We start from the raw sequence: 12,386 nt of genomic DNA on the forward strand, positions 1-12,386 counted from the left end.
CCCTACATGTGGAAGGTTCCCGTGACTCAGAAGCCCGACCAGTGTCTTGGTGAATGGATCGACCGTGAAGCACTCGCAGAAGCGATGATTCCGCTTATCGGCCAGCTGTACCGCAATAACAATGTGGTGAGCTCGATCTATGGCCGCAGCCTGATCAACCAGTCTGTCATCGCGATTCTCAAAGCTCACCGCTTTGCGCGCCATCGCTCCGCCGACGACAGCGAACTCTCCGTCCACGAAACATTCCCGCTGCTTAAAGCCATGAGCGAGCTCAAGCTCGGCGCGGCTTCGGTAGACCTGGGCAAGCTGGCCTACAAATTCCGCAAGGAAGGCGCCGGGCGTACCGCCGAGCAGTTCGTGCGTGAAGAATTGGCCGATGTGGTGGGTCAGCAAAACGCCGCTGCCCGCAAAGGCACCGACGTTGTGCTGTACGGCTTCGGTCGTATCGGCCGCCTGCTGGCGCGCATCCTGATCGAAAAAACCGGTGGCGGCGACGGCCTGCGCCTGCGTGCCATCGTGGTGCGTAAAGGCGCCGACAACGACCTGACCAAGCGCGCAAGCCTCTTGCGTCGTGATTCGGTGCACGGTCCGTTCAACGGCACCATCACCATCGACGAAGAAAACAACACCATCACCGCCAACGGTAACCTGATCCAGGTGATCTACGCGAAGAACCCGACTGAGGTGGACTACACCCAGTACGGCATCAAAGACGCGCTGCTGGTGGACAACACCGGTGTGTGGCGTGACGCCGAAGGCCTGGGCCAGCACCTGGCCTGCCCGGGTATCGACCGCGTTGTCCTGACCGCTCCGGGCAAGGGCAAGCTGAAGAACATCGTTCACGGCATCAACCACGGTGAAATCACCGCTGACGACAAGATCGTGTCCGCCGCTTCCTGCACCACCAACGCCATTGTGCCGGTGCTCAAGGCGGTGAATGACAAGTTCGGCATCGTCAACGGTCACGTTGAGACAGTTCACTCGTACACCAACGACCAGAACCTGATCGACAATTTCCACAAGGGCGATCGCCGTGGCCGCAGCGCCGCGTTGAACATGGTCATCACCGAGACCGGTGCTGCCACTGCCGCCGCCAAGGCCCTGCCTGAACTGGCCGGCAAGCTGACCGGTAACGCGATCCGCGTTCCGACGCCTAACGTGTCGATGGCCATTCTCAACCTGAACCTTGAGAAAGCCGCTACCCGCGAAGAGATGAACGAGTACCTGCGCTTCATGGCGCTGCACTCCGATCTGCATAAGCAAATCGACTTCGTCAATTCCCAGGAAGTGGTCTCCACCGACTTCGTTGGCTCGCGCCACGCCGGTGTGGTGGACGCTGAAGCGACCATCACTCAGGACAACCGTGTTGTCCTGTACGTGTGGTACGACAACGAGTTCGGCTACAGCTGCCAGGTGGTTCGCGTGATGGAAGACATGGCCGGGGTCAACCCGCCTGCGTTCCCGCGCTAAGCATCAGCGCTGAATGAAAAAGCCCCGACTGGTTCGGGGCTTTTTTGTGGCTGAGGGGTTTGTGTTGGTTGTGAGTGCCTCATCGCGGGCAAGCCCGCTCCCACATTTGGAATGCAACCCCCTGTGGGAGCGGGCTTGCCCGCGAAGGCGTCAGCTCAGTCAACCGATCAGTTTCAGTCCAGCAGCGCCTCTGACAACCCCTTGGGCGCCAGCCAGATTCCCAGGTAAGCCTTCGCCAGTTCACGATCGCGACTGCTGAACACCACCTGGCCATTGATCTCCAGATTCAAGCCGCGCGCTGCTCGATAATCCAGCGCATACCGGTCGCCCCGGCGGATGTCGCGAAAGTGGGCGTGCAGCCGGGCCACTGCGGGCTTCAAGCGCGCGTCGGCTTGCTGGCGCTCCAGCGTGCTATTGGCCGCCTTGATCACATCGCTGCGATCAATGTCGCGGTAGTAATACAGCTCAAGACGCAGGTCCTGTTGTTGATGCCAGGCGAGCTTCGCGCTGGTGTCAGGCGGGGCGTACAGGGCGGCTGCGTACACATCGGCCCAGAGGTAGGTGAGCACGGTCTGGTTTTTCAGGGTCAGCGCATGCGCCTGCACCGGAAAATCCGCTTGCCTGAGACGATCTGCCTCATTGGCTTGGGCTGTGGGCGCCAACATCAGCAATAGACAAAAAAGCGCATGCCGCATAATGGCCAGTCCTGAAAGGGTGCGTGCCTACAGGTTAATTCAATTTGCGATGGCGGCTGGATTTATGGGTGATCTGCGACAAGTGGTGATGATGGGGATGTTTGCCCTGCTGGCGGGATGCGGTGGCGAGACGCTGGAGCACTTTGAAGGCCCGACCATGGGCAGTACGTATTCGGTCCAGTACGTCAGAACGGCCCATACTCCGGCGCCGAAAGAGCTTCAACGCCAAGTGGAAAGTCTCTTGGATGAGGTTGACCGGCAAATGTCGACCTACCGCGGCGATTCGGACATCGAGCGCTTTAATGCCCTGCCGGCGCACAGTTGCCAGCCCATGCCCGAGCCAATCCTGCACTTGGTGCGCACCGGGGAGCAGTTGTCCCTGGCCAGTGACGGCGCGTTTGACCTGACGGTCGAGCCGTTGCTCAACCTGTGGGGCTTCGGCCCCCAGGCGCGTGAGCTGAAGGTGCCGGACGCGGCGACGCTGGCGCAGGTCCGCCAGCGGGTTGGCCACCAGCACCTGCGCATCAACGGCGCGCAGTTGTGCAAGGACGCCGCCGTCGAGGTCGACTTCAACAGCATCGCCGCCGGTTACGCAGTGGATCGCATCGCCGAGTTGTTGGTCGGGCAGGGCATCCACCATTACCTCGCCGAAGCGACGGGCGAACTCAAGGCTGCCGGGCGCAAACCGGACGGCACACCCTGGCGCATCGCCCTGGAAGAGCCGCGTGACGATCAACGGATCGCCGAAAGAATCATCGCCGTGGATGGCTTTGGTGTGTCCACGTCAGGTGACTATCGCAATTATTTCCAGCAGGATGGACAGCGTTATTCCCACACGCTGGATGCGCGCAGTGGTACGCCGATCAGGCATCGACTGGCGTCGGTGACGGTGTTGCATCCGTCGGCGCTGATGGCCGATGGGTTGTCGACGTTGCTGTTGGTGCTTGGGCCTGAACAGGCGTGGAACTACGCCGAACAGCAGCAGATCGCGGCGTTTTTTGTGCTGCGTGAGGGCGAAGGTTTCGCCACACGCAGTAACAAGGCATTCGAGCAACTGGCGGCGCTGAAACCGTAATCGGCAGCCTGTAGTAAAGGCAAGACTGGCCTACGACGCGACCAAGGGTTAATGTGCGCGGCGTTGAGCCTTATATAGACTGTGCCCCGGTTCACACACTTGAGCCAAATTGTCCTTCATGACCGCTGGTCGCGGCATGATTTAGCCCGGCGTCCAACCGTACGCCTGGCCTGTTCTGAGGAGTACGCATGGCTGTCTACAACTACGACGTGGTGGTACTGGGTTCCGGCCCGGCTGGAGAAGGTGCGGCGATGAACGCCGCGAAGGCAGGGCGCAAGGTGGCGATGGTCGATAGCCGTCGCCAGGTCGGCGGTAACTGCACCCACCTGGGTACCATCCCGTCCAAGGCGTTGCGTCACTCCGTACGCCAGATCATGCAGTTCAACACCAACCCGATGTTCCGGGCCATTGGTGAGCCGCGCTGGTTCTCGTTCCCGGACGTGCTGAAAAGCGCCGAGAAAGTCATCTCCAAGCAGGTCGCCTCGCGCACTGGCTACTACGCGCGCAACCGTGTCGACCTGTTCTTCGGTACCGGCAGTTTCGCCGATGAGCAAACCGTCGAAGTGGTCTGCTCCAATGGCGTGGTCGAAAAGCTGGTGGCCAAGCACATCATCATCGCCACGGGGTCGCGTCCGTATCGTCCGGCGGACATCGATTTCCACCACCCGCGTATCTACGATAGCGACACCATCCTGAGCCTGGGCCACACCCCGCGCAAACTGATCATCTACGGCGCCGGCGTGATCGGCTGTGAATACGCCTCGATCTTCAGCGGCCTGGGTGTGCTGGTGGAGCTGGTGGACAACCGCGACCAGTTGCTGAGCTTCCTCGACTCGGAAATTTCCCAGGCGTTGAGCTACCACTTCAGCAACAACAACATCACCGTGCGCCACAACGAAGAGTACGAGCGCGTCGAAGGCCTGGACAACGGCGTGATCCTGCACCTCAAGTCCGGCAAGAAGATCAAGGCCGACGCCTTGCTGTGGTGCAACGGCCGTACCGGCAACACCGACAAGCTGGGCATGGAAAACATCGGGGTCAAGGTCAACAGCCGTGGCCAGATCGAGGTGGACGAGAATTATCGCACCTGCGTGCCGAACATCTACGGCGCCGGTGACGTGATCGGCTGGCCAAGCCTGGCCAGTGCCGCGCATGACCAGGGCCGTTCGGCCGCTGGCAGCATCGTCGACAATGGCAGCTGGCGTTATGTGAACGACGTGCCGACCGGGATCTACACGATTCCCGAGATCAGCTCGATCGGCAAGAACGAGCACGAACTGACCAAGGCCAAGGTGCCTTACGAAGTGGGCAAGGCGTTCTTCAAGAGCATGGCGCGTGCGCAGATCGCCGGTGAGCCCCAAGGCATGCTGAAGATCCTGTTCCACCGCGAAACCCTGGAAGTCCTCGGCGTGCATTGCTTCGGCTATCAGGCGTCGGAGATCGTGCACATCGGCCAGGCGATCATGAACCAGCCGGGCGAGCAGAATACCCTCAAGTATTTTGTGAACACGACGTTCAACTACCCGACCATGGCCGAAGCCTATCGGGTAGCCGCCTACGACGGTCTCAACCGGCTTTTTTGAGCGGCTCCGGCCGGTGGCCTGAGCCGGCCGGGGAGACCGATTTCAGTAATTCCCGAGGGTGGCAGTGGCCAAACCGGGAAAGTCTGTAATCAGGCTATCTACGCCGAAGTCGGCGAGCCTGCGCATCAGCGCAGGTTCGTTGACCGTCCACACGGATACATGCAGGCCTTGGCGCTGGGCTTTTTCCAGACGCTCGGGGGTGCACAACGTCCAGTTCAACGCCAGAATCTCACAGCCGTAGTTCTGCGCGACCTTCAGCGGGTCGAGCCAGGCGTATTCGGCCACCAGGCCGCGTGACAGATCCGGGGTGAGTTCTACCGCAGCTTTCAGTACTTCCCGCGAACTTGAGGTCACGGTGACCTTGTCCATCAGGCCGAAACGTACGGCCATCTCACGAATTGCCAGTACGGTGGTGGCCGCGCGGGTGCGCGAAGCGCTTTTGACTTCCAGTTGCCAGTGATCGAAGTCGCATTTTTCGAACAGTTCTTCCAGGCGCGGGATCGGGCAAGGCGTGATCCAGCCAGGGCCGCCCTTGCGCGCGTCCATCTTCACCAGGTCCGCCGCCGAGTATTCGACGACTTTGCCGCGCCGGTCGGCGGTGCGCTTGAGGGTAGGGTCGTGGATGACCATCAACTCGCCGTCCATGGACAGGTGCAGATCCAGTTCACAACGGCGCACGCCGTGCTTGAGGCATTCCTGAAAGCTGGTCAGGGTGTTTTCCGGTGCTTCGCCTTTGGCACCGCGGTGGCCGTAAATCAGGGTCACAATTGCTCCTTTGCGCCAGCTGTACTGGCGGGGTGAATAGGGATTCAGGTGTCTTGGGCGTCGCTTTGTTCCCGCGCCAGTCGGCGTTCCTGGGCTTGTTTTTGCAGGATGTAGCGGGCGAGCAGTTGGCGTTGGGCGTCGGTCATGGATTCGAATTCGGTGCCGATGTCAAAACCTGCGCCCTTGGGATCGCAATGGGTCACCCGCGCACGCAGCAGCAGGCCGAGCGCCTGGGGCATCAGCACCAGCTTGACCGCCAGGTGTGCGCCGGGGACGAGCGGGGTGGGGTGCTGGAAGTCTATGCCGCCTTCGGAAATGATCACCGGCTGCGGCTCGCCAACCGCACTGCGCAGGCTTTGCGCCATGACCTGGCTGAGCAGGTCCAGGCGCTTGTTCTGCACTTTGAGGAAGGCGGCCAGGCTGCGATCTTTCTCGCTGATCTGGCGTAGCAGGTGTTGGGCTTCGAATTCGCTCAGGTGCAGTTCGCTGAGCAGATTGAACAGCGGTGACTCATCCTGCAACACTTCCTTGCTCGCCGCTTCAGGGGCGGACAGGTTTTTGATTTGAAGTGCGATCATGTCGTCGATACGGTAGTATTCGCGGCGCTCTTCTTCATCTAATGTCGACATGGCGAACCCCAGCTAGCGTTAATGGTCTGAGTGTAAAGCTGCTTACCAGGCCCCGCCACCGGGACGTCTTCTTTTCCTCCGAACAAGCCCCGACATGTTCAGACCTCTCTTCGTATTTATCGGCACGCGTTATACCCGTGCAAAGCGTCGCAATCATTTTGTGTCGTTCATTTCCTTGACCTCGATGATCGGGCTCGCCTTGGGCGTGGTCGTGATGATCGTGGTGCTGTCGGTGATGAACGGCTTCGATCATGAGATGCGTACCCGCGTGCTGGGCATGGTGCCCCACGCGACCATCGAGGGCGACGCGCCCATCAGTGACTGGCAAAGCCTGGCCGACAAGGTCAAGCAGAACCCCAAGGTAGTGGCCGTCGCGCCGTTTACCCAGATGCAGGGGTTGCTGACCAATGACGGCAAGGTGCAGAAGATCCTGCTCAATGCCATCGATCCGGCCCAGGAGCGCAACGTCTCGATCATCGACAAGTTCATGTTGTCGGGCAAACTCGATGACCTGGCGCCGGGTGAATTCGGCATTGTGATCGGCGACAAGGCGGCGGCCAAGCTCGGCGTTAACCTGGGTGACAAGCTGACCTTCGTCGCCCCGGAAGTCACCGTGACCCCGGCAGGCATGTTCCCGCGCATGAAGCGCTTTACCGTGGTCGGCACCTTCCACGTCGGCGCCGGCGAGATCGACGGCTACCTCGGCTTGACCAACCTCACCGACCTGGCGCGCCTGCATCGCTGGAAGCCGGATCAGGTGCAGGGCCTGCGTCTCAAGTTCAACGACCTGTTCGACGCCCCGCGTACCTCGTGGGAAATCGCTCAGCACCTGGGTGAAAGCCAGTACTACGCCCGCGACTGGACGCGTACCCACGGCAACCTGTACCAGGCCATCCGCATGGAAAAAGCCATGATCGGCCTGCTGTTGCTGCTGATCGTCGCCGTGGCCGCGTTCAATATTATCTCCACGCTGGTGATGGTGGTGAACGACAAGAAGGGCGACATCGCCATTCTGCGCACCCTGGGTGCCACGCCCGGGCAGATCATGGCGATCTTCATGGTGCAGGGCACGGTGATCGGCGTGGTCGGCACCTTGATCGGTACCGCCGTCGGGATTTTGGCCGCGCTCAACGTCAGCGCCGCCATCGCCGGCCTTGAAACCTTGATCGGCCACAAATTCCTCAACGCCGACGTCTATTTCATCGATTACTTGCCGTCCCAGGTGCAGGCCCAGGACGTGTTGATGGTGGGCGGCGCCGCGTTGGTATTGAGCTTCCTTGCCACCCTGTATCCAGCCTGGCGCGCGGCACGTACCCAGCCAGCACAGGCCTTACGTTATGAGTGAATCGGGCATGAGTGAAAAAGCAATCTTGAGCTGCCGCAACCTGGGCAAGTCCTACGAGGAAGGCCCGGAGTCGGTGGTGGTGCTGTCGAACCTGCAACTGGAACTGCATCCTGGCGAGCGCGTGGCGATTGTCGGCAGTTCCGGCTCCGGCAAAAGTACCCTGCTGAACCTGTTGGGCGGCCTCGATACGCCGTCCCAGGGCAGCGTCTGGCTGGCCGGCGAAGAGCTTTCGGCCCTCGGTGAAAAGGCTCGTGGCCAACTGCGCAACCGTTCCCTCGGTTTTGTGTACCAGTTCCACCACCTGCTGCCGGAGTTCACCGCCCTGGAAAACGTGTGCATGCCGCTGCTGATCGGCAAGACCGCGATCCCGGAAGCCCGCCAGCGCGCCCAAGCCTTGTTGGAGCGCGTCGGCCTCGGCCATCGCCTGGAGCACAAGCCGGCCGAGCTGTCCGGTGGTGAGCGCCAGCGCGTGGCCATCGCCCGCGCCCTGGTGAACAACCCGGGCCTGGTGATGCTCGACGAGCCGACCGGCAACCTCGACTCCCACACCGCCCAGGGCATCAAGGACTTGATGCTGGAACTGAGCACCCAGATGCGCACCGCGTTCCTGGTGGTGACCCATGACATGAGCATGGCTCGCCAGATGGACCGTGTGCTGCACCTGCAGGAAGGTCATCTGGTCGCCATCTGACCTGTTTCAAGCCCGGTGTCCTACATCGGGTTTTCTATTTTTCCAACGGTGCCCGCGAATGTTCAGACCGTTATCGATTTTCATCGGCACGCGCTATACCCGCGCCAAGCGCCGCAACCGTTTTGTTTCGTTTATCTCGATGACCTCGATGATCGGCCTCGCCCTGGGCGTGCTGGCGATGATCGTGGTGTTGTCGGTAATGAACGGCTTTCAGCGTGAAATGAGCTCGCGCATCCTTGGCATGGTGCCCCACGCCACCATCGTCGGCGTGAACCCGATTGACGACTGGCAGCCGCTGGCTGCCGCTGCGATGAAGAATCCCGAGGTGACTGCCGCAGTACCGTTCACGCAAATGGATGGCATGTTCTCCTACAAGGGCGCCATGCAGCCGATTGAAATCAGCGGCGTCGACCCAGCCCAGGAAGGCAAGGTGTCGATCGTGGCCCAGCACATCGTGCAGGGCAAACTGGATGACCTGAAACCCGGCGAGTTCGGTGTGGTGGTCGGCGAAATCACCGCACGGCGCTTTCGCCTGAACGTGGGTGACAAGCTGACCCTGATCGTGCCGGAAATCAGCAGCGCGCCGGGCGGCATCACCCCGCGCATGCAGCGCTTGAATGTGGTCGGCATCTTCAAGGTCGGCGCCGAGCTGGATGGCTCCATGGCGTTGATCCACATGGCTGACGCGGCAGAAATCCAGCATTGGCAGCCGAACCAGGTGCAGAGCGTGCGCCTGGCGGTGAAGGACCTGTACGCCGCCCCCAAAGTCTCGGCCGATATTGCCGCTAGCCTGGGCGCGGCTTACAAGGCGGATGACTGGACCCACACCCAGGGCAGCCTGTTCAGCGCGATGAAGATGGAAAAGACCATGATCGGCTTGTTGCTGCTGATGATCGTCGCGGTGGCGGCGTTCAACATCATCGCGACCTTGATCATGGTGGTGAACGACAAGGGCGCCGACATCGCGATTCTGCGCACCATCGGCGCCACGCCACGCCAGATCATGGCGATCTTCATGGTGCAGGGCACGGTGATCGGCATCGTCGGCACGTTGATTGGCGGTGTGCTGGGGGTGATTGCGGCCCTGAACGTGAGTGAGCTGGTGGGCTGGGTCGAGCGGGTGACGGGGCAGCATATCTTCAGCTCAGACGTGTACTTCGTCAGTAACCTGCCCTCGGAGCTGCAAGGCGGCGATGTGCTGCTGATTTGTACGGCAGGGTTTGTGTTGAGCTTTTTGGCGACGCTGTACCCGGCGTATCGGGCGGCGAAGATTGAGCCGGCGCATGCCCTGAGATACTCGTAGTTTTTAAGACCGTCTTCGCGAGCAAGCCCGCTCCCACATTTGAATGTATTCACAACTCAAAATGTGGGAGCGGGCTTGCTCGCGACGCGGCCGGCATCGCCTGCATCAATCCGGCTGTGGCAGCTCAACCACAAACCTGGTCCACCCCGGCCCGGACTCACAGAAAATCCGCCCCCCATGCGCCCGCACAATCGACTGGGTAATCGCCAGCCCCAGCCCCGCATGCTCGCTGCTGCCCTCGCGCCGCGCCGGGTCAGCCCGGTAGAAGCGGTCAAACAGCTTTGGTAGCAACTGCGGTGCAATGCCTTCCCCGGTGTTCTCGACAGTCAGCCGCACCCCGTCCTCGATCCGTACCCGCACTTCTCCGCCTGTCGGGGTGAACCGCAGCGCGTTATCCAGCAGGTTCGACAGCGCCCGACGCAGCATCCCACGATCCCCGGTGATGTGGGCCGTGCCTTCGCGCGTCAGGCTGATCTGCGCGTCTTCCGCCAGCAACGCAAAAAACTCCAGCAGGGCATCCACTTCGTCCGCCAGTGCCAGCGGTTCGCGCCTGGGCATCAGCAAGCCGTGGTCCGCCTTGGCCAAATACAACATGTCGTTCACGAGCTGTGCCATCCATTGCAGCTCTTCCAGGTTGCTGTGCAGGGCCTCGCGATAATCCTCTAGCGGGCGTGGCTGGGTGAGGATGACCTGGGTCTGGGTCAGCAGGTTTGACAGCGGCGTGCGCAGTTCATGGGCGATGTCGGCGGAGAACGCCGAGAGGCGCTGGAACGCGTCGTCCAGGCGGCCGAGCATGGCATTGAAGGCTTGGGCCAACTCGGCCAGTTCCGCCGGCATTTGTTCCTGGGGCAGGCGCTGGGTCAGGGAGTGGGCGGAAACGCCCGCCGCCACTTCCCCCATGCGCCGCAGTGGCCGCAAGCCACTGCGTGCCGCCCACGCGCCGAGCAGTGCGGTGGCGAGTGCCGAAAGGCCGACGGTGAGCCAGATCAAATGCTGCATGCGTTGCAGGAAGTGCTGGTGGTGGGTGATGTCGAGCATCAGGCTCAGTTGCGCCGAGCCCGGTTGACCGGCGCTCAGCGGCGCGTTGTAGACACGGTAATCGGTGCCGGCGTGTTGCAGGCGATGCAGGCCGGGGGATTCGGGTAGCGTGACCCCCGGCGCACCATCAAACCAGCGTTGGCCGGCAGCGCTGATGCGCAGGGTCAGGTCGGGTTGGTGATCGAGTTCAGTGCGCAATTGCGCTTCGCGCTGGCTGAATAGCTGCGGCGTGTCGACCCCCAGCAAGGTACTGCGCAGGGCTCCCAGCCTGGTTTCGAGCAGTTGCTGGTCCAGTTCGATGAAGTGCGCCTCGCTGGCGCGGTTGAACAACACGCCGGCGAGCAACGAGACCACCGCCGTGCACGCGGCAAACAGCAGCGCCAGGCGGCTGGCCAGGGACAGGCGCTTGATCAATTGACACGCTCCTCCAGCACATAACCCATGCCGCGCACCGTGTGGATCAGTTTGTTGGGGAAGTTGTCGTCGACTTTCAGGCGCAGGCGGCGGATCGCCACTTCGATGATGTTGGTGTCGCTGTCGAAGTTCATGTCCCACACTTGTGAGGCAATCAGGGATTTTGGCAATACTTCGCCCTGGCGGCGCAGCAGCAGTTCCAGCAGGGAGAACTCCTTGGCGGTGAGGTCGATGCGCTGGCCATCCCGCTCGACGCGGCGGCGGATCAGGTCCAGGCGCAAGTCGGCCAGTTGCAGGGCGGTTTCCTGCGGCGAACTGCTACCGCGGCGCAGCAGGCTGCGTACCCGGGCCAGCAGTTCGGAAAAGGCGAAGGGTTTGACCAGATAATCGTCGGCGCCGAGCTCCAGGCCATGCACGCGGTCTTCCACGGCGTCGCGAGCGGTGAGAAACAGCACCGGAATGTCCAGGCCAGCGCTGCGTACCGCTTGCAGGATTTGCCAGCCGTCGCGCCCCGGCAGCATCACGTCGAGGATTAGCAGATCATAGTCGCCGGTCAGTGCCAGGTGCTGGCCGCTGGTGCCGTCGGCCACCAGTTCGGTGGTGAAGCCGGCCTCGGCCAGGCCCTGGCGCAGGTAATGGCCGGTTTTCGGTTGGTCTTCGACAATCAGCAATTTCATGGGCGGCTCTTGGTTGCGGTGCACGAGGCGCTTTATACCGTGGGTTACGGGATCAGGGCGCAACCTGACAAAGTTGTAATCTAGCAGTCAGCTGGCTGGCAGCGGCCTCATCTTAGAGTGCTGTCCAAGCGGGTTACACATTTTTGGAGAGTTGAGATGGCATTGCGTACACCCCTGATGTTGGCAGGTTGCCTGTTGGTGGCGAGTTTTGGGGCGATGGCGGATGCGGCACATACCTTTGCCTTCGGCCACGCGGCCCCTGCCGAGCAGGCCACGCGTACCGTGGAAGTGACCCTGCAGGACATTGCTTTTTCGCCCAAGTCACTGGACGTGAAGGCCGGTGAGACCGTGCGCTTTGTCCTAGTGAATAAAGGCCAGTTGCTGCACGAATTCAACCTGGGCGATGCGGCGATGCATGCCCAGCACCAGAAGGAAATGTTGCAGATGCAGGCCAGCGGTATGCTCACCGCCACTGGCATGGGCAAGATGGATCACAGCGCCATGGGCCATGGCGCAATGATGAAGCATGATGATCCCAACAGCGTGTTGGTCGAGCCCGGCAAAACCGCCGAGTTGACGTGGACGTTCACCCAGTCCACGGGCCTGGAGTTTGCTTGCAACCTGCCAGGGCATTATCAGGCGGGCATGGTTGGCAAGCTGAACGTCGAGTAGGCCGCAAAGGCGGGGGCAAAGGCTGGTAG

Annotated in this window: 12 protein-coding genes; 7 read left to right on the forward strand and 5 right to left on the reverse strand. The window is 61.5% G+C overall.

The window, feature by feature from the left end:
* The first annotated feature begins 6 nt into the window (after window positions 1-6).
* Window positions 7-1,470: a glyceraldehyde-3-phosphate dehydrogenase gene (locus OPU96_RS13395; protein ID WP_192298633.1), complete on the forward strand. Its 1,464-nt coding sequence runs from the start codon at window positions 7-9 to the stop codon at window positions 1,468-1,470.
* A 173-nt stretch (window positions 1,471-1,643) separates the two neighbouring features.
* Here the strand turns inward: OPU96_RS13395 and OPU96_RS13400 are convergent, their stop codons facing one another.
* Window positions 1,644-2,165 (reverse strand): chalcone isomerase family protein, encoded by a 522-nt coding sequence (locus tag OPU96_RS13400; RefSeq protein ID WP_498559188.1) that lies wholly within the window; start codon window positions 2,163-2,165, stop codon window positions 1,644-1,646.
* Window positions 2,166-2,229: 64 nt separating this feature from the next.
* Here OPU96_RS13400 and OPU96_RS13405 point away from each other — a divergent pair, with 64 nt between their 5' ends.
* Together OPU96_RS13405 and sthA are read left to right on the forward strand one after the other, a co-directional pair.
* The gene (locus tag OPU96_RS13405; protein ID WP_498559189.1) at window positions 2,230-3,240 is read left to right on the forward strand and encodes an FAD:protein FMN transferase; all 1,011 of its coding nucleotides are present in this window, start codon (window positions 2,230-2,232) and stop codon (window positions 3,238-3,240) included.
* Between the two features lie 188 nt (window positions 3,241-3,428).
* The gene (gene sthA / locus OPU96_RS13410; RefSeq protein WP_016971429.1) at window positions 3,429-4,823 is read left to right on the forward strand and encodes a Si-specific NAD(P)(+) transhydrogenase; all 1,395 of its coding nucleotides are present in this window, start codon (window positions 3,429-3,431) and stop codon (window positions 4,821-4,823) included.
* Between the two features lie 42 nt (window positions 4,824-4,865).
* Here sthA and OPU96_RS13415 read toward each other — a convergent pair whose 3' ends face one another.
* A complete protein-coding gene (locus OPU96_RS13415; RefSeq protein ID WP_192298635.1) occupies window positions 4,866-5,588 on the reverse strand; it encodes a glycerophosphodiester phosphodiesterase in 723 nt (240 codons plus the stop codon).
* A gap of 44 nt (window positions 5,589-5,632) precedes the next feature.
* Window positions 5,633-6,217: a PilZ domain-containing protein gene (locus OPU96_RS13420; protein WP_192298636.1), complete on the reverse strand. Its 585-nt coding sequence runs from the start codon at window positions 6,215-6,217 to the stop codon at window positions 5,633-5,635.
* Window positions 6,218-6,311: 94 nt separating this feature from the next.
* Here OPU96_RS13420 and OPU96_RS13425 point away from each other — a divergent pair, with 94 nt between their 5' ends.
* From OPU96_RS13425 to OPU96_RS13435, 3 genes are read left to right on the forward strand one after another with little or no spacing between them, the layout of a single operon-like run.
* Window positions 6,312-7,562, forward strand: a complete 1,251-nt coding sequence (locus tag OPU96_RS13425) for a lipoprotein-releasing ABC transporter permease subunit (RefSeq protein ID WP_192298637.1) — start codon at window positions 6,312-6,314, stop codon at window positions 7,560-7,562.
* 7 nt (window positions 7,563-7,569) lie between these two features.
* Entirely contained in the window at window positions 7,570-8,253 is a 684-nt protein-coding gene (gene lolD / locus OPU96_RS13430; protein ID WP_003218941.1) for a lipoprotein-releasing ABC transporter ATP-binding protein LolD, read from the forward strand.
* A gap of 58 nt (window positions 8,254-8,311) precedes the next feature.
* A complete protein-coding gene (locus OPU96_RS13435) occupies window positions 8,312-9,556 on the forward strand; it encodes a lipoprotein-releasing ABC transporter permease subunit (protein ID WP_192298638.1) in 1,245 nt (414 codons plus the stop codon).
* Between the two features lie 105 nt (window positions 9,557-9,661).
* On the opposite strand, the gene OPU96_RS13440 is transcribed toward OPU96_RS13435, so the two are convergent.
* A complete protein-coding gene (locus OPU96_RS13440) occupies window positions 9,662-11,008 on the reverse strand; it encodes a heavy metal sensor histidine kinase (protein WP_498559190.1) in 1,347 nt (448 codons plus the stop codon).
* Window positions 11,005-11,685 (reverse strand): heavy metal response regulator transcription factor, encoded by a 681-nt coding sequence (locus OPU96_RS13445; protein WP_226455324.1) that lies wholly within the window; start codon window positions 11,683-11,685, stop codon window positions 11,005-11,007. The genes OPU96_RS13440 and OPU96_RS13445 overlap by 4 nt, the downstream gene beginning before the upstream one ends.
* 156 nt (window positions 11,686-11,841) lie before the next feature.
* Here OPU96_RS13445 and copI point away from each other — a divergent pair, with 156 nt between their 5' ends.
* Window positions 11,842-12,357, forward strand: coding sequence for a copper-resistant cuproprotein CopI (gene copI / locus OPU96_RS13450; RefSeq protein ID WP_226455325.1), 516 nt, complete (start codon window positions 11,842-11,844; stop codon window positions 12,355-12,357).
* Window positions 12,358-12,386: the final 29 nt, after the last annotated feature.

It is taken from the genome of Pseudomonas sp. RP-B7 (genome assembly GCF_059803535.1).